Raw genomic sequence first — 20,472 nt, forward strand, 5'->3', positions numbered from 1 at the left:
ACAAAGACGCCTAGTTAGTGTCATTAGGTGTTCCCTCGTTAAGTTGAATTGAGCGGGTTCTTTCAATCCAACCGCCCTGACCATTGGAAACAATTTCCACCAAGTCCACCTGATTGGCACTAATATATAAAATGCGTCCGTGATCTTGACCAATATAGTTATTTAAGGTGACTTGGTGCACGCTGCCTTGAGGATCACGAAAGAGCGCCCAGACGCGTTTTTGTTCGATCATTTCCAAAGTGCCCACAAAGGTTAAATCATGCAAAGCAAAAGCTTCTAAGGTCTCACGAATCCTTGTGGGATCGGGACGCACATTGGTTTCTGGAGGCGTTTCTTGTACCTCAACAGGCACATCAGGCTCGAAAGGACTACGGTACTTGCCCGCTTCATAAGTGAAAGCTTGATATTGAGTAAACTCAGGTAGAGGTTCAATACGTCCGCGCGGTTGTTGACGAATTTGGTCGAGTTCTCGTTCTAGCTTAGTTAGTTCATCTTGATTAGCGCATCCGCTTAAACTCGTGATGAGCAGCATAGACAGCCCGCAACGGCTGATAAAATCAGAGTTAGTCAAACGCAAGCTCACCCCTAAATTCCTCATTTATTTGTCTGTATAGCGGTAGGTTTTGGCTAAGACGCTCAGGGCTAAACGCGAATCCCCTTCTTTCACCGGCTTTAAGGTAAAATCATGCAGAGTCACAATACGTGGTAAGCCGCTGATGCCACTGATAAAAGCCCCTATATTGTGATAAGGACCCCGTACGCGAATCTCAAAAGGTAATTCTGCGTAAAATTCTTTTTTGGCTTCGGGCCGCAAGCTAACCGATTCTATCACTAAATTATTTTCTAAAGCTTTTTGACTAATATCTTCGAGCAAACCAGGGACTTCGGTTTCACCGGGTAACTGAAGTAATAAGGCTTCGAAAGCCGCTTCAATTTGTTTCATTTGCTCTTGGTGTTTATCTAAGTTAGTGGCTTGGAAAGCCCGTTTTTGATACAGGGCTTTTAGCTCACGTTCTTGACGCTCAAGACGCTGTAAATCTTCTTGCATACTTTGCAATACAAGCGCATCCGCCGCCAGCCAAAGGAGCACAGCAATGACAACAAACACTGAAGCTTGTAAAGGCCAAGGCCAAGTGCCTGCGGTGTGAATATCTAGCTCGCTAAGTTCAACGCGTTTTAGGCTATCTAGGGTTTTTTTCACAGTGCATCCTCTTACTTAGCCTGATTTGCGCTTGCGTTTAGGAAATTCTTGTTGCACGCGTAACTCGAAAAAATTACCCACAGCTTTGCCCTTACCTTGTTGTACCTTCAGTAATGCAGGCTCTTTAAACCATTCGGATTGGTCCATATTACGCATAAATTCAGAAACTTGCTTGTTAGAAGCGGCAATACCAGAAATTTGTAAGCGGGTACTTTTGCGTTCCAGATCTACAAGATGCAAGTTGTTCGGAATGGCACGCGCCATCTCATCAAAAATACGTACGATGGCAGGGCGGTTATTTTGTAGTTCACGAATCACACGCACGCGCGAGATGAGCTCCTCACGTCTTTTGCGTAGTTCTTTAATTTCTTTAATTTCTTTATCGAGTTCTGCTGTTCTTGTTTGAATGAGTTGATTTTTTTGTTGCTGTAACTCTATATAGCCTTGCATACGCCACATTTGTCCGCCGATGGCCAAAGCAGCACCTAAAGCGGTGGCAATGCATAAAGACACAAAGGTTTGTTGTTGTCGTGCTCTTAGCTCATCGCGCCAAGGTCTAAGGTTAATTTTGGCCATTAGTCAAAACTCCTTAACGCTAAACCACAGGCGATTAATAAAGCAGGTGCATCACTAGATAGGGCATTGGCATTGACCTTGCTCCCTAAAGACATAGCCGCAAAAGGGTTGGCAATTAAGGTCGGGGTGCCTATGTAGTCTTGCACTTCGTTTACCAAACCCTTGACCATCGCAGAGCCGCCGGCAAGGACAATATAATCCACGTCATTATACTGGCTAGAAGAAAAGAATAGCTGCAAAGAACGATGGATTTGTTGTGCTACCGCTTCGCGGAAAGGTTGTAAAATTTCGCTTTCATAGTCATCTGGCAAGGCGCCTCGCTTTTTAGCCAAGCCAGCTTCTTCACGCGTGATACCATAGCGGTTTTGAATCTCATCTGTGAGCTGCTTACCACCAAACATCTGGTCTCGGCTATATAAAACTTCGCCGTTAAGCATCACACTTAAAGTTGTCACACTGGCGCCAATATCGACAATGGCAACCATTTCCTCTTCGTCTGTTTCCAAAGCAAGTTGGTGGCGGATTAAGGCAAAGGCGCGTTCCACCGCATAGGTTTCTACATCAATAATGGTGGGAACTAAACCGGCAGCAACAAGCACCTCATCTAGGCGTTGGGTGGTATCACGGCGGCAAGCCACCAGTAAAATTTCTTCTTTATTGTCTTCTTGTAGGTGACGTACACGATCGAAATCCATAGCCACCTCGTCCAAGGCGAAGGGAATATACTGATCCGCCTCGACCATGATTTGGTTCTCGACTTCGTCATCGCTCATATGGGCGCGCAGTGTCAGCGTTTTGGTAATCACTGAAGTGCCTGGCACAGCAACGGCCACTTGGCGTGTTGCCGGACGGGCACGTTCTAAAACTTTGCTAATGGCTTTAACCACGCCATCAATATCATCAATGCGACGTTCATTCACTGCATCCGGCGGTAAGGGATACACCCCATAGCTTTCCACACGAAAACGCTGACCGTCACGTCCAAGTTCCAATAATTTAACGGCCGAGGAAGTAATATCCAGCCCTAAAATATTAGGTGAACGCTTATGTAAAAAACTAAACAAGCAAAGTTCTCCCTAGTGAATATACGCCTTAAAGCAGATAGATTGCCCCAAGTTATCGACCTTGGGCCACTGAGCTTGACGATCTTCAGGCTGTTTCCGTGAGCAAAGCCTAAACTTTACCGCCAATAATAACATAAATGCATTAAAATGTTACAAAAAGACACTAAGTGTCCAATGTTCTTAAAGGTGTAAATTGGGCTTATTGTGCCGGTTTCCTCTGACAAAAGGCTGAAAATAACTGACACCCCCAAAAACATCGAAGGGCGACATAAGCCAAAGAGCTTGCGTATAATACCTGCCCTAGTCGAGCATCTAGGTGTTAAGATTTCTTCCTTTACCGCGAGTGATATCGAGCTGATTAAGCCATGAAAATAATGCGTACTTTCTTTCATCTGTTAGGACTTGGGTTTCTTGCTGCACTGGCTGGGGGCAGCTGCCTAGTTTTAGCCGTCGCTTTATATTATTGGCCAGGTTTGCAAGAAGAGGTTGCTAAACTCAGAGATTTAGACCAGCTCCTTGCAGAACAGCTTGAAGTTCCTTTGCGTGTCTACAGCCGAGACCATAAATTAATTGCAGAATTTGGTGAGCAAAGACGTAAGCCGATTCAATTTCAGCAAATTCCCCCTGACTATATCAAGGCCATCTTAGCAGCAGAAGATGCCAATTTTTTCCAACATCCTGGTATAGATCCTAAGGCGCTAGCTCGCGCAGCGGTACAATTAGGAACCACAGGTCATATTCAATCTGGTGGTTCTACTATTAGTATGCAGGTAGCACGTAACTATTTGCTGACTTTGGATCGTACTTTTACCCGTAAGATCCGTGAGATTCTTCTCTCATTGCAAATGGAGCGTTTGTTGACTAAGCAGCAAATCATGGAGCTGTATGTCAATAAAATTTATCTAGGGCATAGATCTTACGGAATCGCAGCTGCCGCAGAAGTTTACTATGGTAAACCCTTGGCAGAGTTGAACCTAGCGCAACTTGCCATGATTGCAGGCTTGCCTAAGGCACCTTCTGCTTATAACCCTTTAACCAATCCTAAACGTGCTTTGATCCGGCGTAACTGGATTTTATCGCGTATGCTGGATTTAGGCTTTATTGATGCGCCACGTTATAGCCATGCAGTGCGCCAGCCTGTCAGTGCTCGTTATCATTCCCCTAAACCAGAGTTAGAAGCGCCTTATATTGCGGAAATGGCACGCACTTATGCCGTTGAACGCTGGGGAAAAGAAGCCTATACCAAAGGCTTGTCTATCTACACCAGCATTGATAGTCAACAACAAGCTTGGGCACAGCATGCGATGGTCGATGGCCTGATTGCTTATGATAGGCGTCATGGCTGGCGTGGTGTCGAACAAGAAGAGATTCCCGCATCTTTGCAGATAGAAGATAAGTTGGATGCAGAAGCGATGGCCGAATTAAAAGCCACTCGGGGATTAGGTCAGGATGCACAAGGGAGTTTAGAAGCTGCTTTACAAGATCCGCGGGCGCGTGTGCTCCAGCAAAGCTTGGGTCAGGATGTTTCTCACTGGCTGAAAGTGCTTGATCAAACCCTCAATTATGGCGGCTTAATTCCAGCGATTGTGACCCAAGTGGAAGAAAAAAGTGCCCAAGTGTTAATTGCTTCTGGGGAGCTTGTAACGCTTGATTGGGATGCAATGAAGTGGGCAGGACGTTATCGCAGTCCGCGTTGGCATGAGGGGACACCCAAAGACGCGCATCAGTTGCTCAAGGTCGGTGACATGATTCGTTTGTGGAAACAACCTCAAGAAGCGAAAGACGATCCACAAGCCCCTGCCTTCCGTTGGCAGTTAGCACAAATTCCAAGTATTCAAGGCGCTTTAGTCGCCATCAATCCCAATACAGGTGCGATTGAAGCCTTGATGGGCGGCTTTGATTTTTATCACAGTAAGTTTAATCGTGCCACGCAAGCTGAGCGACAAGCCGGCTCGATTTTTAAACCTTTTATTTATAGTGCAGCTTTAGCTAAAGGCTATACAGCAGCGACTTTGATTAATGATGCACCTTTTGTGTTGCAAGATGTGCAATTAGAAGATGTTTGGCGGCCACAAAATTCGAGCGGTAAATTTTATGGTCCGACGCGTCTGCGTGAGGGCTTATACAAATCGCGCAACTTAATCTCCATCCGTGTACTAGATTATGTCGGCATAGGCCCTGCTTTGGATTATTTGCAAAAGTTTGGTTTTGAAACCAATAAACTCCCTGCCAATTTATCTTTAGCGCTTGGAAGTGCCAATGTCACACCCTTGCAAATGGCCTCTGCTTATGCCGTGTTAGCCAATGGTGGCTATGCGGTTGCCCCTTATTTCATTGAACGAATTCAAAATGCGCAAGGTGAAGTGATTTTCCAAGCGCAGCCCAAGCATGTTTGCCGTGCTTGCACGGTAGAACACACACATATCAAGGTGAAAGGCCAAATCTATCCCGTGGCAGAGCGTGTCCTTGATGAATATACGGCTTACATTATGCATTCTATTTTGCAAGATGTGATTCGTCGTGGGACAGGCCGCCGCGCACTCGAATTAGAACGTCGCGACCTTGCGGGTAAAACAGGGACTACCAATGATCAAAGAGATGCTTGGTTTTCCGGATTTAACACGGAAAAAGTGGTCACCGTATGGACTGGTTTTGATCAAAATACGAGTACGGCGGAATATGGTGCTCAGTTAGCCTTACCGATTTGGATGGATTTTATGCGTTTTGCGTTGGCACAAATGCCCCCTGCAGAGTTAGAAGCTCCTGCGGATTTAGTGCGTATACGCATTGATGCGAACTCAGGATTAAGAGCACGCGCAGAAAGCGAAAATACCCTGCTAGAGGTCTTTCGTCCCGGTCGGGTGCCGGCATGGCAACCGAATGCGGCTGCTACTGGGATGTCAACCGGTGGTGGCTTGGTACCTGTACCAGAAAGTTTGTTTTAACGGAGTGTGAACCTATGCCTCTTTTGGTTGCGGTCTTGGTGTCTTTGCTTGCATGGCTGCAATATAGCCTGTGGCTTGGTGAAAATGGGATTTTAGAGTATCAAGCCTTACAGGTCCGTTTGCAGGAGCAAACCCAAGAAAATGCACAACTAGCACAGCGCAATCAGCGCCTTGCGGCTGAAGTTGGTGATTTAAAGCAAGGACTAGATGCCATTGAGGAACGCGCCCGTAGTGAGTTAGGCATGGTAAAAAAAGATGAGATTTTCTTGCTACTGGCGACACCAGAACCCAAAGAACCCCGTAACCCTTTGCTGCATTAGCGAGTTAAGCCTGTGAATACGGATGCAAAATTGTGGATTTTAATCCCAGCGGCTGGAATTGGGCAACGCATGCAGGCGGATCGTCCCAAACAGTATTTACCTTTGCTTGGGCGTACCGTCCTTGAGCAAACTCTGGCGCGTTTGCACACCACTTTTGTGGAAGCACCTATCTTGCTGGCTTTACATCCACAAGATACTTATTGGCCACAGCTTGCACCCCAGTATGCGGACTTAACCGCCAGTGGCCAGCTACAAGCTGTCATTGGAGGAAAGGCGCGTTGTGATTCTGTGATGTGCTTGTTACAAGCCTTACAAGGTCGTGCTGCTGCACAAGATTGGGTCTTAGTACATGATGTGGCGCGCCCTTGTGTACGTCAGCAAGACCTTATGGGCCTGTATGCTTTTATTAATGACCCTCAGCAAGGGGCTTTTACCTCAGGGGCTTTATTGGGTGCACCTGTCCGCGATACCATGAAACGCACACATACACAGGATGCAAAAGTGATGACGACCGTGGCTCGTGAGCAACTTTGGCATGCATACACACCACAAGTCTTTCGTTATCAGCCGTTATACACCAGTATGCAGGCCGCCTTCGCTGCGGGCATGCAAGTGACCGATGAGGCAAGTGCCATGGAAGCGGCAGGTCATCCTGTCTATTTATATGCAGGGGCGCATGATAATCTCAAAATCACCCAAGCAGAAGACTTAGCCCTAGCGGCCTATATTCTGCGTGCACAACAGGAAAGCGAGTAATGCGAATTGGCCATGGTTTTGATGTCCATGCCTTTACCCAAGGGGATCATCTCACCCTTGCAGGAGTGAAAATTCCTTATCAGCAAGGGTTTAAAGCCCATTCTGATGGCGATGTGGCTTTGCATGCTTTATGTGATGCCCTTTTGGGGGCCGCAGGTTTAGGAGATATAGGGCGTCACTTCCCAGATACAGATCCTCAATATGCAGGTATTGATAGCCGTATTTTATTGCGTCAGGTGTATGCACACTTGCTGACTTGCGATTGGCAGATTGCCAATGTGGATCTCACGATTGTGGCGCAAGCGCCTAAGTTAGCAGCGTATATTCCGGCAATGTGCGCCTGTATTGCTGAGGATTTACACCTAGCGACGAATGCAGTCAACGTTAAGGCAACCACCACAGAAAAGCTGGGTTTTACTGGACGCGGAGAAGGCATTGCTGCTTATGCCGTGGCTTTATTACTGCCTGCGGGCTAATTTTTAAGAGACCTTTGTTGTGTCGGATACCTCCTTTGCGCAAGCAAACCAATATCAATTACCTTGCACACCGGCTCAGGCGCTGATTCAATTTCGCCAACAGGCACAAGATTTTCAACTACAAGAGTTTTTAGGCTTTACCCCTGAAGGCCAAGGTGAGCACTTGTGGTTATGGGTACAAAAATGCGAGCAAAATACCCCTTGGGTTGCGGAACAAATCGCTCAAGCGGCTGGTGTGCGTGCGCGTGATGTGGGGTATGCCGGTTTAAAAGATCGGCATTCTCTCAGTTGCCAATGGTTTTCTGTGTGGTGTCCCCAGCATCAACCAGAAGAAGTGCTCGCACATTTTGCATGGCCGCCTGGAATTCAGATCCTCAAGATGGTGCGACATGCACGTAAGCTCAAGCGCGGCGTGCATTTAGGCAATCACTTCCAGCTGGAATTAAAGTTAGTTGGTTTAGACGATCAAGCGCGTGCCCAGATACAAGCCAACTTGCAACAAATACAAGCAGAAGGTATGGCCAATTATTTTGGCTATCAACGCTTTGGTCATCAAGCACATAACCTGCTGCAAGCCGAGGCTTGGCGTTTACAACAAAGACGCGCGCCCAAACGTCAACAAAAAGGTTTCTATTTATCTGCTATGCGCGCTTGGTTATTTAATGCGTATTTGGATCAGCAAATCCGGGCGGGCACTTGGTTACAAGCACAGGCTGAACTTACCTATCAAGTGGGGCAAGGTCATAGCCAGTTCCGTGCGCAAACGCAGGACATTGCGGATATTCAGGCTCGTATTACTCAAGGCCAGTTACACCCTTGCGCCCCTTTGTGGGGGGCCTTACCCAAAAGCCCGCTTGCCGCACAGGAAGCAGACTTTTTGCAGCACTATGCACCTTGGTGCACTTGGTTAGCACAACAAGGGCTGCATTTAGAACAACGTGCAACGCGTGTCTATCCACAAAATTTGCAATGGCATTGGCTGGATGAGGAGCGAGCAAAACTGACGGTAAGCCTACCACGTGGCAGCTTTGTGACTGTATTATTACAGCATCTTGCTGCAATTGAAGACCAACACTTGCATCAGCAAGCGGGTATCCACGCAGAAAAATAACATATTGAACTGAGTGATGATCTAGCAAGAGGAATGAAAACATGCATCTACTACTTTCAAACGATGATGGTGTGTATGCACAGGGCTTGCAGACCTTAACTCAGGCATTGGCTCCCTTGGCCACTTCTGTCACTGTGATGGCACCTGATCGAGACCGCAGTGGTGCCAGCAATGCGTTATCTTTAGATCGCCCGCTACACGCACGCCAAGTGGAAGCACACACTTATAGTGTCAACGGGACACCGACGGACTGCGTTAATTTGGGGGTTTCGGGGCGTTTTGGGCCTATTCCTGATCAGGTAATCTCAGGAATTAATCAGGGTGCGAATTTAGGGGATGATGTACTCTATTCAGGCACAGTTGCAGCAGCGATGGAAGGGCGCTTTCTTGGACGTCCTGCCTGGGCGGTGTCTTTAGCTGGACGAACCCATTTTGAAACTGCGGCAACCTGGGTCGTACGCTTACTCAAGCAAGCGCATAAACTCCAGTTACCTGAGCGCACTTTGTTAAATATTAATGTGCCTGATGTGCCTTTAGAGGCCGTTCGTGGTATCCAAGTGACGCGTCTTGGACATCGGCATCCTTCCGGTGCGCCTATTGAGGTACAAGATCCTCGAGGGCAGACACGCTATTGGATTGCGGCTGTGGGCGCGCATGCAGATGCTGGTCAGGGTACGGACTTTGCTGCTATCGCTGCTGGGTATGTTTCTGTCACCCCATTACAGATGGATATGACCCGTTACCCGTCCCTTGATCAGGTAGCGCTATGGTTAAATTCTTGCACCCTCTAAATGATCCTTTAATGTCTGGTATAGGCATGACCTCACAACGTACGCGCAACCGTATGGTCAAGCGTTTACAAGCGATGGGGATTAGCCATCCTCAAGTTTTAGAGGTCATGGCCAAGGTACCACGGCATTTATTTGTTGATGAAGCGCTCGCACATCGTGCTTATGAGGATACGGCCTTGCCTTTAGGATTCGGGCAAACCTTATCCCAGCCTTATACCGTAGCTCGGATGACGGAATTGGTCTTAGCACATCAACCGCGCAAAGTATTGGAAGTTGGTACAGGTTCGGGTTACCAGACTTATGTTTTGTCTTGTTTGATTGATCAAGTCTTAAGTATCGAGCGCCTGACGCCTTTACATACGCGTGCGCAAGCACGTTTACAAGCCTTGGGTTTACAGCAAACCCATTTGCGTTTAGGAGATGGCTTTGCTGGTTGGCCGCAGCAAGCACCCTTTGATGCGATCCTAGTCACCGCCGCACCTGAGTACCCGCCAGATGCTTTATTAAAACAGTTGCATCCTGAAGGCGGGGTGATGTTAATTCCCTTAGGAAATGAACATCAGCAAAGCTTGTACCGTCTTACCCGTGATCAGGATCAAATTCTTCATGAAGAAATTGAACCTGTACGTTTTGTACCTTTGTTGCAAGGAGTAGTTGCCTCTTGAATCCTTTGGGTATTTACGCTCGTGGTTTAGCGATGGGCGCGGCGGATGCCGTGCCTGGTGTTTCTGGTGGGACCATTGCCTTTATCACAGGTATTTATGAGCTTTTATTAGCCTCTTTACGCGCCTTACGCCCAGCGACTTTTCGGCAAGCTTACCATCAAGGTTGGTCTTATTTGTGGGCGGCGGTAAATGGCCGCTTTTTGGTGACTTTATTTGCGGGGATTCTCACCAGCTTATTAGCCTTGGCTCATCTAGTGACTTGGCTGTTAGAAGCTCACCCATTATTACTCAATGGGTTTTTCTTTGGCTTAATTTTGGGCTCAATTTTACTTGTGAGTCGACGGGTACAAGGCTGGAATTTTCGTGCGCTTTTATTTGCTGTGTTGGGCATAGTCTTCGCATCTAGCTTAGCTGAGTTGCTGCCTCATATTAGTGAACCTAGCCCACTGATTTTTCTAATCGCAGGCAGTGTGGCGATCTGTGCCATGCTTTTGCCTGGGGTTTCTGGAAGTTTCTTATTGCTCATGATGGGCATGTATGCCCATGTAATGCAGGCAGTGAAAACCTTTGATGTGCTTGCGGTAGCGAGTTTTGTGAGCGGTTGTGTGCTGGGTATGTTGAGTTTTTCTCATCTACTTGGTTGGTTGTTTCAGCATCACCGGCAAGCGACTTTAGCTTTGATGTTAGGTTTTATTATCGGGTCTTTACCACAAATTTGGCCTTGGAAACATTTGCTACAATATCAATTAACGGCCTCTGGCAAAGTTGTCCCCTTAATTCAAAGCAATATTTTACCTTGGGATTATGCGCAAATTACCGGGGAAGCTTCTGCCTTAGTGGCGGTCTCTTTACTGATGGGGACAGGCTTATTGATGGTGCTCATTTTGGAACAAGTCAGTCAGCCAAAAAAACGTTAAATCTTGTATTGATTTGCTAAGGTGGAAAGATGTCAGACACTCAATATCAGCAAAGCTATTCTGAAGCAGGCTTCTGGGATAAGGCGAAAACCTATGCTGTTAAAGCCGGTGACCAAGTATTAGCCCCTGCATTAACCTTGTATTACGCAGCACGTGATCCACAAACACCGACTTGGGCCAAAAGCACCATGTATGGTGCTTTGGGATATTTTATTTTGCCTGTAGATGCCATCCCTGATTTGGCTCCTGCAATCGGCTATACCGATGATTTGGGAGTTCTCGTTGCGGCTTGTGTCACCGTCGCTGCACATATTACTAAAGAGCATCAAGCCTTAGCGCAGGCTAAACTTGCGCAATGGTTTAATTGACCATGAGCCTGTGTTACGGTGCATTTTAGAATCCTCATGACAGGTAGAAGCCGGCTTGCCACAATCAGGCTATCTTCGCCTTTGACGTCCTCCCCGCCTTAAAAGACGGGGATTTTGCTTGTTGCCACCTGACCTTGCTGGATACCTGCCGGCTAAATGGTCAGGCGATTCTTCCTCGCATTAACAGTGTGAAATTTGATCATGCCGGCACAAAATGCGCAAAGACTTCTGCATGTGCAGTTTGCGGAAACATATCTGCCATAGCCAAAGATTGAAGCTGATACCCTTGTGTTAATAAGGCTTGCGCATCTCGGGCAAAAGTCGCTGGATGACAAGAAATGTAGACCACTTGTGCAACTTGTCGAGGATGCAAATTCTGACACACTAAACGCGCTCCTGTACGTGGTGGATCCAAAACGACGGCATCCCACTGCGTCTTGTTTAACAAGGTCTGCACAGCGTCCGTTTGATATAAATCTGCACAGTGCCACTTGATAGCAAGGTCGTAAGTTTGTGCATTGGCCTGTCCACGTGCGACCAAACTTTCTAAGCCTTCAACCGCTGTCACTTGGGCACCTTGAGCGGCTAAAGGCAAGGCAAAGTTTCCTAAACCAGAGAAAAGATCCAAGACACGCATCTTTGCTTGCGGATTTAAAGCAGCCAACACCGCTTGCACTAACTCTTGATTAATACTCGCATTGACTTGAATAAAATCTGCAGGCTGAAACTGAAGTGCTATCCCATCAAGCACTTGATAGCTTAGAGAGAAGCTATTGTCTGGGTCTTGGGTGACAGCTTGTGCATCTTGCCACCAAAGGGCGACTTGATGTTGTTTTCCCCAAGCACGCCAGGCCTGTAAATCCCTATGGGATAAAGGCTTTAAATGACGTACTAACAGACCTAGATGGGCATCTCCGGCGATCAGCTCTAAATGCCCTAGGGTACGTTTGCATTCTAATTCTGGGATGAGAGTATATAAGCTAGGCAGTAAGGCATTTAAGCGGGGATCTAATACGGGGCAAGCATGAATCCCTGTAAGATGCGCACTTTTGGCCTCACGAAACCCGATCAACAACTCACCTGTCCGTGTCCATTTGACGCCTAAACGTGCACGTCTTCGGTAACCCCACGCTGGGGAAGTCAACACTTGTATTTCTGGGAGCTGACTTTGTAAAGGCCCCATTTTTTTGGGTGGCTTACGTTTGAGGGATAACTGACTAGCAACAACCTTTTGTGTCACTTTTTTACTGAGAGGGCGTAATTGCTGAGCCAAATGCGCTTTTTTATGGAGGCGTTGTGCTTCAATAGCAAGATGTTGTAACTGACAACCGCCACAGGCGGCATAATGTGCGCAGCTCGGTAAAACGCGCTGTGGCGAGGTTTGCTCCCATGCACAAGCGCGGGCTTCTATGCCTTGCGCCTGCTCTTGTAAGATTTTGATTTGTACACGTTCTTGCGGCAAAGCATTGTCAATGAAATAGGGTGTTTTGTGGTGATAGGCAAGGCCACGTCCATCGTGGGTTAAAGCCTCTATCGTAAACCAGGTTTCTGCGGTGATATGCGTTGCGTGCGCGCGTGATGCCATAAAAATTTTCTCTAATCAAACACTTTAATTAATTCTACTTGAGGATTGAGCCAATCCCCTTGAATACGATAGTGGGCTTGGGTGACCTCTTCTAACAGATGGCCAAATAGTTTCTGCGCGACCCAAATCGCGCCCCCTACTTGGGGAGCACCTACCAAAATAGCGGCTAAAGGTAAGCTTTGCCCAATTGGCAAAACGAGGCTGAGCTGTTGATCCAAGGTTTGTGCAAGCAGGTCTGTACTGCCTTGCAGTTGAAAACGTGTCGCGGCACTTTCGACTTTTAAGGGCGTTTGCGAGGTTAAAGTGCCATGTCTTAGCTGATAATCCCCGCTCATCTGATCAAAGCTGATGCCTTGTTTGCTTAAATCCGCAAAATCAAGACGCATACGCCTAAGCAGTGCATCTAGACTAAAGAGGCTAAACAAACGGCTGGCCCCTACAGCCGCATTATTGGCACGCGGGAAATTCCCTTGCGTGAGCTCAAATTGAAAACGTCCTTCCGCGGTAGGCAAAGCAAATCCTAAGGGAGAAGCAGGCCAAGCCAAGGTCATTTCTAATGCATGGCTTTCACTATGTAAGGGCGCTTCTTGTGTCCATAGAGCGAGTAAAGCGCCTGCATCTTGCCCTTGCAAGCGTCCTTGGATTTGGGTGCCTTCTTGCATATGCCACTGCAAACGGCCTTGCCATTGGCTTTGAGCGAGATCAAAACGCCAAGGATCCAATACCAGGCTGTCAGTTTGTGGTTGAATCCGTGCATAGCCATTTTTGATATCCAGGTGTTGCCAACGTAAATGTTGAATCGACACATCGATGACAGGGCCTGGGCTGATCTTGAAATCTTGCCAAGGATCTTGTGTTTGTGGCGTGCTCAGAGGTGTTGATGTTGGGGTTAAATCCAAATACTCAAAGTGGATCTGCCAGGGTTGATGCCCCTGTAAATGCACCTTAGCTTCCCCTTGTGCCTGCTGTGCTTGCCATTGTAATTGCCAGCTTGATAGCGGGCCAGAAGTAGCCTGCACATACATGTTTTGCCAAGTATAAGCCCCTAAGTGGGCTGTTTGTGTGTGCAAATCTAGCTTGATTGGTGGTAGATCAGCAGTATTTTGGCTAGAAGTATTCTGTAGATGCTGGACCCAGGTTGCAAGATCTAGCTCAGGCCAACGGATTTCTAAGGTAATGCCAGGCGTTGTTGGTATTGCCAAAGAGGTGCGCGAATGTGGGCTTAAACGTGCGTAAATCGCAGGCGTCTTTTGGCTTAAATTTGCAACGACTTGTAAATGCTCCCCATACTCTAATTGCAAACTTGGTACTTGATCCAATACCAGATCAAAGGCTAAAGGGCGGGCTTGTGCGGCATCTTTCCCTAAGGGGGGGGGTAGATCTAAGCGTACCCCTTGCAAATCTGTGTTGAATGCCAGTCTTAGCCCTTGTGACAATTGGCTTAAACGTGCTTGATAGGCAAATTCCCCTTGCATATGCGCTTGCCAAGGAAGCGCGATGGCAAGTTTTAATTGGCTGATCTGGGCACGTCCTTGCGCACTCAAATACCATTGTTGGCTGGGATCTAACCCCATCTGCACTTGTAAGGGGCCACCAGCAAATTGACCCTGTAAACCTAAACTCGATATGCCTTGTTGCGAATCAAAGTGTATAGGTCCGCGGATTTGTGTGATTTCTAACCCGTGTTGCGGCCAAGCAAAACTTGCTTGCCGTATTTGTGCGTTCACTTGGACTTGTGGTGCTAACTCAGCATTGAAAGGGAGGTACGCCTTGATCTTGCTTTGGATGCCGCCTTGCAGTTGCCATTGTGCAAATCCATGTGGCAAATAGGGTTGCAGTGGGCTTTGATTTAATAAGGTTTGTACTTGCGCAGCATCACCTTGTAAGTGTGCGTTAAGATTGAGTCCATCTTGTATCGAGTGTGGCCCTTGCTGCTGAGGATGCAAGTTATCAAGTGTAAGATCTGTCACTGTTAATCCGGCAAGTTGTGCGCTTGGGATCATCACTTGCACCTGTTGATTATGCAGGTGTACTTGTGCATCAGCTTGGGTGAGCCTAGGCCATGCGGGATCAAAAGCAAAGCTAGCTTGAGCTAAATCCAAGGACAAACTTAAGGTGCGTTCACTTTGGGTCGCTTGGGCAGCTAAAAGCCCATTATAGACTAGATGTCCTTGAGTTAACTGACCTTGCGCACTGGCTAGAAGGCGTGCCAATCTCTGGTAGAGCTCAGGCGCCAAGGCATGTTGTGGAAGATAGGCTAGCCCATGCGTGATCGGTAATTGCTGTAAGCTTAAATTAAGATATAAACGGTCTGCCTGTGGTGCTGGCGGAATGTGCAGGTGAAACTCGCCTTGAATAGCTTCCCCTTGGGGGCCTTCCAAGACTAAATCACGCCCATAAAAGCGGGCTTGTTGTGCTTCTAATTGCCAACCCAACACGCCAGAAGCGCGTGTAAAATGCCAGCTTTGCTTAAATAACTCTGCAAACCCCAAGGTTAAGGGGGCTTCTAGCAAGCGCACATGTCCGCCTTGGGCATTCATGTGCACCTCAGCTTGTCCGCCTTGCACTTGGGGCACGCCTTGCCAGGCTTCTATCTGTATATCTTGTAGACGTGCTTGAATTTGCCAAGCTTGGCCTGCTTGCTGAACGGCCTGTAATTGGGTAATGCGCCCACGTGGATTAAGCCCTTGGATCCAAGAGCGCACATCAGGTGGCCAAAGCGCCAATTGTGTGAATTGACTAAAGACTTGCAAATCCCATGCACCCTCTTGTGTGAGGTGCCAAGATGAATGGGTGTGATTAAATTGAAACGCGAAATCGGGCAAGGTGTAAGCTTGTTGATCCTGTTGTACTTGCCAAGGTCCGGAATTGATTTGCCAGCGGGTTTGCTGATCTGCAACCACATGTCCTTGTAAATACATAGGCTCAACTTGTGTGATTTCTAGTGCTGCCCAGCGGGCGCGCATTTTTTGTACTTGTACTTGCCAACGTGGTAACCCCAAGCCTTTCCATTGTAGCCAAGCTTGGATTTGGCTGTGCACCTCAAGCTGTGCTATTTCTGGAAAATCTGCTGCTAGCCAAGTTGCCCAAGGCGTCAGGCTAGTTTCTTGCTGGGCATAAGCCAAAAGTTGAAAACTCGGCGTTTGCGGACGGCCACGCATTTGTGCATGGAAACGCATCCCTTGCGTATCTTGAATAACTAACTGATATTGCTTCAAAGGCCGAGAGGTTAAAGGGCTAGTGACTTGCTGTTGATAAGACCAGTGCACCTGCAAGTGTGGACTTGCTTCGCCTTGGGTATTAATTAGTTGGACTTGTTGCAATTGAACCCAAGGATATAAGGTAGCCTCTTGCAACCAAGCATTCAGTTGCTTAGACCAAGGGGGGTCGACTTGTGATTTAGAAGGTGATGTTGTGGTGGTGAAATAACGCTTGAGACCAGCTTGATAGACCTGTAAGCCTTGCACTTGCCCATAAGAAAATACGGCTTGTCCATACCACCAAGAAGCCCACCAATCGAGTTGAATATCAAGCTGTTGAGCCGCCAACAAAGGTTGTCGTTGCCAAGCAATTTGGAAGCTGGAGATTTGTACACGCGGGTTAAGACCCACAAAACTCAGTTGCCAGCCCTGTAGATTAATTTGCCAATCCGTATGCGTTTGCACCCAAGTAGTCAGTTGTGGTTGCCAAAGATGCGGATAAGCCTGTGCGAGGCGTAAGCTAGCTTGCACGCTTAATTGCAGGCCCACAAAGGCCAAACTCAAATACAAAACAATGCGTACTAACATGCAAACACTCGCAAGCTGGGCTTGTGTATCAAACTCGCCGATCAGATTAAGACAATATCGAATTGTTCCTGCGAGTATAAGGTTTCTACTTGAAACTTAATGGTCTTGCTAATAAAAGATTCTAAATCGGCGACAGCGGCAGAATCCTCATCTAATAAGCGATCTACAATCGCTTGTGCCGCCATGACTAAATAAGCTTGGGCACCATAGGCGCGTTCCATCCGTAAAATTTCACGGAAAATCTCATAGCAAACGGTTTCAGGCGTTTTTAATGTCCCTCGACCTTGGCAGACATTGCAGGGTTCGCATAATACCTGTTCTAAGCTTTCACGCGTGCGTTTGCGTGTCACTTGGACTAAACCCAGTTCAGTGACGCCAGTAATTTTGGTTTTCGCGTGGTCTCTTTCCAAACTTTTTTCGAGTAAGCGTAAAACTTGGCGTTGATGCTCGATTTCATCCATATCGATAAAATCAATAATGATAATACCACCGAGGTTGCGTAAACGAATTTGGCGCACAATCGCTGCGGCCGATTCAAGGTTGGTTTTGAAAATAGTTTCTTCCAGATTACGATGACCAACAAACCCTCCGGTATTCACATCAATGGTGGTCATAGCCTCAGTTTGATCAATCACCAAGTAACCGCCAGATTTTAGTTGTACCTTGCGCCCAAGTGCTTTTTGGATTTCGTCTTCAACGCCATAAAGATCAAAAATCGGGCGTTCACCTGGATAATATTCGACTTTGGCTTCTAAAACCGGCATAAATTCGCGTACAAAGTCGCGTAATTTAAAATAATTTTCTCGCGAATCAATACGGATTTTTTCAATTTCCGGGCGGACAAAATCACGCATGGTACGCATAAATAAGGGTAAATCTTCGTAAATGCAGGACGCCAAGGCAGCTTGAGCGCTTTTGCGTGTCACATTCGCCCATAACTGATGCAGAAACTGCATATCTGAGAGAACCTCATCTGCACCACAGCTTTCTGCCGCTGTGCGTAGAATATAACCACCTTTGATTTCTTGGGTTTGCTCCATCAGTTGCTGGCGACACGCTTGAATTAATTGGCGTAGGCGTTCGCGCTCACTATCATCTTCAATACGTTGCGAGACCCCAGTATGTTCCATCTGTGGCATATAGACTAAATAACGCGAAGGAATCGACAGATGCGTCGTCAACCGAGCACCCTTGGTACCTATGGGATCTTTGGTGACTTGCACAATTAAGGCTTGGCCTTCATGTAATAAATAGCCAATGCTAGGGACTTCCTCGCCTGGAGTTAAACTAGGCGCAACTTCTGCAGCATGAATAAACGCGGCCCTTTCCAAGCCAATATCCACAAAAGCAGCTTGCATTCCAGGTAAGACACGCACCACCTTGCCTTTATAAATATTGCCAACAATGCCACGCCGACGTGTGCGCTCGATGTAGACTTCCTGTAATACACCGTTTTCAACCACCGCAACCCGAGTTTCCATCGGGGTAATATTAATTAAAATCTCTTCACTCATAGGTAGAAGGCGTCCTAGTTGGCAAGCCGAATAGGCAAAAAAGATTGCCTGCGTCCCCAGCAAGGCAAGTAAATTAAAGGCACAAGGCTAACAAGCGGTTTCCTGATTCCATAAAGGCACGCCTTGCACATTAAGAAGGCGTGAGGTCTCGTATAAGGGGAGTCCCATGACACCAGAATAACTGCCTTGAATATCCTGAATAAAACTAGCAGCAAATCCTTGGATGGCGTAAGCCCCTGCTTTATCTTGTGGCTCACCTGTCTGCCAATAACGCTGAATCTCCTCATCCCGTAATACACGAAATTTCACCTTGGTTTTGCTCACAGCCACTTGCAAACCAGCACGCCCTGTTACTGCGATAGCAGAATAGGTTTCGTGTACTTCCCCAGATAAGGCCGCTAGCATCTCGTAAGCCTCTTGCTGATTTTTTGGTTTACCAAAAATCCGCTTTTTATGGATCACGGCAGTATCTGCACCAATCACGACAGGGAAACGTCCTTCAAACATGGCATGACCAATACGCGCCTTTTGGCAAGCTAAGCGTTTGACATAAGCTAAAGGAGCTTCGCCCGCAACGGGTGTTTCATCCAAGGTTACAGGGTGTACTTCAAAGAGAACACCCAGTTGGGCTAATAATTCGCGTCTTCGTGGCGATCCGGAAGCCAGACACACAGGTGGAAATTCATGGGCATCATGAAACATCTGGTAGGTATCCAAGGTAAAGCCCTCAACTCAATCAATCACTGAACATAGCGCCGACGCATAGCATCAAAGGTCAGATGCATAAATGGCCATAAAATCGCCGAAGTTGTCGCTGGTAAGACTAATAAAATGGTACTTGCTGTGGCACCTAATGCACTTTGTGTCCATTGAAATACCAGCTGGCTAGTACCGATGAGCACAAACACCATCAAAGATTGTTTTAATAAGGTGTACATACGCATCCTAGAATGTACAAGTAACGCAAGGTAAGCTAAAAACGATAGCATTAACGCATTATGACCTAAAAAGCTACCTTCGATAAGATCGAGTAACAAACCTAACACAAAACCGTGGAAAACCCCCACGCGATAGGGAATTTCCAGACACCAATATAAAAGCAATAAGCTCACCCATTCAGGCCGCCACCACAACAAACCATCAGGCATTGGCATAGCTTGCAAGTAAAGCCCGAGAATAAAAGTGAGGCTGATTAACCAATAACCGCGCTGGCGTTCTGCCATAGATAAAGCCTCTTACAAATAAAAAAACATTAAGGAGAATGGCTTGCTTGTGTGCTGGCGGCCTCTGCTGGTGGCTGCTCGGTCTCATCGGCAAAAGCATTTGCCGGTAAATCAACAGGCTCTGTATCCTCTAAGCGATGGGGGCGACACTGTGCTGAATTAATCGGTGAACGGCAAGCATCTGGTTGCCAAGGTTGGCGCGCATTAGGGAATAAAAGTAATAAATAACGGCTGCGATCGAGTTGAGCCAAAGGTCTGGCACTAACAATTGCAAAGGGCTGGCCTGGATCATGTTGAATATGCGTTACTTGTGCCACAGGATAGCCGACAGGAAAACGCCCCCCCAATCCAGAAGTTACCAATAAATCATTTTCCTCAATGTCTGCGGTATCTGGCACATGCGCCAGTCTTAACTCATCAATCGCCCCAGTCCCTAAGGCAATTAAGCGCAAACCATTACGGTTAATTTGCACAGGAACTGCATGACTGGCATCCGCGACTAATAAGACTCGGCTGGTGTAGGCTGCCACGGAAATGACTTGTCCCATTAAGCCGGTAGCATCAATCACAGGTTGACCTACATAGACACCATCTTCGCGCCCACGATTAATGACGACTTGATGCGTGAAAGGATCTGCATCTAAGCCGATTAATTCAGCGGTAATAAAATTTTCTTCGTCCACAGCAACTGCATGAAGTAGTTCGCGTAGACGGACATTTTCTGCTGCTAAAGCGGCCATGCGTTCAACGCGTTTAGATAAGAGGAGGACTTGCGATTTAAGGGTTTCATTTTCTTCCAGCAAGGCGTTACGGTGCGATAGCAAATCCACGCCCCAACCCCATAAACGTCCCGGCAAATCGGCACTCCATTGCAAAGGTGTGACGACTATCGTGAGTGTTGAACGAACTTGCGCCATCCCTTGCCAGCGATATTCAGCAAGCAAAAGCCCGACAGATAACCACAAGCAAATTAAAAAGCGGTAGCCAATATAAGGCCCCTTTCCAAATAAAGGCTTAATATGCCACCCCCAAAGGATGCTAAGTAAAAAAGAATCAAAATCACTTTAAGTGAAGAAAGGCTATTGTCGGATACTTTTTATGCAAAGTGCAAGACAGGCACCCAGAAGGCGACTCTGGGTTTTCGCGTCTGTCTTATGCAATAATACGGCTTC

At 47.2% G+C, this 20,472-nt stretch carries 19 protein-coding genes; 9 read left to right on the plus strand and 10 right to left on the minus strand.

Annotated elements, in window-relative coordinates:
• Positions 1-10: 10 nt before the first annotated feature.
• Genes BMX05_RS03645 through BMX05_RS03660 form a run of 4 tightly spaced genes read right to left on the minus strand, consistent with a single transcriptional unit; the run spans position 11 to position 2,841 of the window.
• The gene (locus BMX05_RS03645; protein ID WP_177166774.1) at positions 11-583 is read right to left on the minus strand and encodes a pilus assembly protein PilP; all 573 of its coding nucleotides are present in this window, start codon (positions 581-583) and stop codon (positions 11-13) included.
• A gap of 15 nt (positions 584-598) precedes the next feature.
• Positions 599-1,201: a type IV pilus inner membrane component PilO gene (pilO, locus tag BMX05_RS03650; RefSeq protein WP_093308600.1), complete on the minus strand. Its 603-nt coding sequence runs from the start codon at positions 1,199-1,201 to the stop codon at positions 599-601.
• 15 nt (positions 1,202-1,216) lie between these two features.
• Positions 1,217-1,777: a PilN domain-containing protein gene (locus BMX05_RS03655; RefSeq protein ID WP_093308601.1), complete on the minus strand. Its 561-nt coding sequence runs from the start codon at positions 1,775-1,777 to the stop codon at positions 1,217-1,219.
• Entirely contained in the window at positions 1,777-2,841 is a 1,065-nt protein-coding gene (locus BMX05_RS03660; protein WP_093308602.1) for a pilus assembly protein PilM, read from the minus strand. Before BMX05_RS03660 ends, BMX05_RS03655 begins: the two co-directional genes overlap by 1 nt.
• Before the next feature lie 365 nt (positions 2,842-3,206).
• Here BMX05_RS03660 and BMX05_RS03665 point away from each other — a divergent pair, with 365 nt between their 5' ends.
• The 9 genes from BMX05_RS03665 to BMX05_RS03705 are packed head-to-tail and all read left to right on the plus strand — an operon-like array spanning position 3,207 to position 11,190.
• On the plus strand, positions 3,207-5,786 hold the full coding sequence (locus tag BMX05_RS03665) for a penicillin-binding protein 1A (RefSeq protein ID WP_093308603.1): 2,580 nt from the start codon (positions 3,207-3,209) through the stop codon (positions 5,784-5,786).
• Between the two features lie 14 nt (positions 5,787-5,800).
• Complete coding sequence (ftsB, locus tag BMX05_RS03670; RefSeq protein ID WP_093308604.1) at positions 5,801-6,106, plus strand: cell division protein FtsB; 306 nt, start codon at positions 5,801-5,803, stop codon at positions 6,104-6,106.
• A 12-nt stretch (positions 6,107-6,118) separates the two neighbouring features.
• On the plus strand, positions 6,119-6,862 hold the full coding sequence (ispD, locus tag BMX05_RS03675) for a 2-C-methyl-D-erythritol 4-phosphate cytidylyltransferase (protein WP_093308605.1): 744 nt from the start codon (positions 6,119-6,121) through the stop codon (positions 6,860-6,862).
• Positions 6,862-7,338, plus strand: coding sequence for a 2-C-methyl-D-erythritol 2,4-cyclodiphosphate synthase (gene ispF / locus BMX05_RS03680; protein WP_093308606.1), 477 nt, complete (start codon positions 6,862-6,864; stop codon positions 7,336-7,338). The genes ispD and ispF overlap by 1 nt, the downstream gene beginning before the upstream one ends.
• Positions 7,339-7,357: 19 nt before the next feature.
• The gene (truD, locus tag BMX05_RS03685) at positions 7,358-8,449 is read left to right on the plus strand and encodes a tRNA pseudouridine(13) synthase TruD (RefSeq protein WP_093308607.1); all 1,092 of its coding nucleotides are present in this window, start codon (positions 7,358-7,360) and stop codon (positions 8,447-8,449) included.
• A gap of 41 nt (positions 8,450-8,490) precedes the next feature.
• On the plus strand, positions 8,491-9,240 hold the full coding sequence (gene surE / locus BMX05_RS03690) for a 5'/3'-nucleotidase SurE (RefSeq protein WP_093308608.1): 750 nt from the start codon (positions 8,491-8,493) through the stop codon (positions 9,238-9,240).
• Positions 9,216-9,905, plus strand: coding sequence for a protein-L-isoaspartate(D-aspartate) O-methyltransferase (locus tag BMX05_RS03695; RefSeq protein WP_177166775.1), 690 nt, complete (start codon positions 9,216-9,218; stop codon positions 9,903-9,905). The genes surE and BMX05_RS03695 overlap by 25 nt, the downstream gene beginning before the upstream one ends.
• A complete protein-coding gene (locus tag BMX05_RS03700; protein WP_093308609.1) occupies positions 9,902-10,822 on the plus strand; it encodes a DUF368 domain-containing protein in 921 nt (306 codons plus the stop codon). The genes BMX05_RS03695 and BMX05_RS03700 overlap by 4 nt, the downstream gene beginning before the upstream one ends.
• A 29-nt stretch (positions 10,823-10,851) precedes the next feature.
• Positions 10,852-11,190, plus strand: a complete 339-nt coding sequence (locus BMX05_RS03705; RefSeq protein ID WP_093308610.1) for a YkvA family protein — start codon at positions 10,852-10,854, stop codon at positions 11,188-11,190.
• A 199-nt stretch (positions 11,191-11,389) separates the two neighbouring features.
• Here the strand turns inward: BMX05_RS03705 and rlmD are convergent, their stop codons facing one another.
• From rlmD to mreC, 6 genes are all read right to left on the minus strand, one after another.
• Positions 11,390-12,775, minus strand: a complete 1,386-nt coding sequence (rlmD, locus tag BMX05_RS03710; RefSeq protein ID WP_093308611.1) for a 23S rRNA (uracil(1939)-C(5))-methyltransferase RlmD — start codon at positions 12,773-12,775, stop codon at positions 11,390-11,392.
• Positions 12,776-12,786: 11 nt separating this feature from the next.
• Positions 12,787-16,563 (minus strand): YhdP family phospholipid transporter, encoded by a 3,777-nt coding sequence (locus tag BMX05_RS03715; protein ID WP_093308612.1) that lies wholly within the window; start codon positions 16,561-16,563, stop codon positions 12,787-12,789.
• 41 nt (positions 16,564-16,604) lie between these two features.
• Entirely contained in the window at positions 16,605-18,077 is a 1,473-nt protein-coding gene (rng, locus tag BMX05_RS03720; RefSeq protein ID WP_093308613.1) for a ribonuclease G, read from the minus strand.
• Between the two features lie 87 nt (positions 18,078-18,164).
• Positions 18,165-18,779, minus strand: a complete 615-nt coding sequence (locus BMX05_RS03725; protein WP_093308614.1) for a Maf family protein — start codon at positions 18,777-18,779, stop codon at positions 18,165-18,167.
• Positions 18,780-18,817: 38 nt separating this feature from the next.
• Positions 18,818-19,300, minus strand: a complete 483-nt coding sequence (mreD, locus tag BMX05_RS03730) for a rod shape-determining protein MreD (RefSeq protein ID WP_093308615.1) — start codon at positions 19,298-19,300, stop codon at positions 18,818-18,820.
• Positions 19,301-19,329: 29 nt separating this feature from the next.
• Positions 19,330-20,337, minus strand: coding sequence for a rod shape-determining protein MreC (gene mreC, locus BMX05_RS03735; RefSeq protein WP_143051937.1), 1,008 nt, complete (start codon positions 20,335-20,337; stop codon positions 19,330-19,332).
• Between the last annotated feature and the right edge of the window lie 135 nt (positions 20,338-20,472).

The sequence above is a fragment of the Allopseudospirillum japonicum genome, assembly GCF_900108915.1.
Taxonomy (GTDB): Bacteria; Pseudomonadota; Gammaproteobacteria; order Pseudomonadales; family Halomonadaceae; genus Pseudospirillum; species Pseudospirillum japonicum.

Excerpts from the sequence above, each read along its gene's own strand:
- BMX05_RS03695 (WP_177166775.1), top strand. The coding sequence starts at position 9,216 with ATGGTTAAATTCTTGCACCCTCTAAATGATCCTTTAATGTCTGGTATA.
- rng (WP_093308613.1), bottom strand. The coding sequence starts at position 18,077 with ATGAGTGAAGAGATTTTAATTAATATTACCCCGATGGAAACTCGGGTT.
- rlmD (WP_093308611.1), bottom strand. The coding sequence starts at position 12,775 with ATGGCATCACGCGCGCACGCAACGCATATCACCGCAGAAACCTGGTTT.
- BMX05_RS03655 (WP_093308601.1), bottom strand. The coding sequence starts at position 1,777 with ATGGCCAAAATTAACCTTAGACCTTGGCGCGATGAGCTAAGAGCACGA.
- surE (WP_093308608.1), top strand. The coding sequence starts at position 8,491 with ATGCATCTACTACTTTCAAACGATGATGGTGTGTATGCACAGGGCTTG.
- BMX05_RS03715 (WP_093308612.1), bottom strand. The coding sequence starts at position 16,563 with ATGTTAGTACGCATTGTTTTGTATTTGAGTTTGGCCTTTGTGGGCCTG.
- BMX05_RS03725 (WP_093308614.1), bottom strand. The coding sequence starts at position 18,779 with ATGTTTCATGATGCCCATGAATTTCCACCTGTGTGTCTGGCTTCCGGA.
- BMX05_RS03665 (WP_093308603.1), top strand. The coding sequence starts at position 3,207 with ATGAAAATAATGCGTACTTTCTTTCATCTGTTAGGACTTGGGTTTCTT.
- ftsB (WP_093308604.1), top strand. The coding sequence starts at position 5,801 with ATGCCTCTTTTGGTTGCGGTCTTGGTGTCTTTGCTTGCATGGCTGCAA.
- mreD (WP_093308615.1), bottom strand. The coding sequence starts at position 19,300 with ATGGCAGAACGCCAGCGCGGTTATTGGTTAATCAGCCTCACTTTTATT.
- ispF (WP_093308606.1), top strand. The coding sequence starts at position 6,862 with ATGCGAATTGGCCATGGTTTTGATGTCCATGCCTTTACCCAAGGGGAT.
- BMX05_RS03705 (WP_093308610.1), top strand. The coding sequence starts at position 10,852 with ATGTCAGACACTCAATATCAGCAAAGCTATTCTGAAGCAGGCTTCTGG.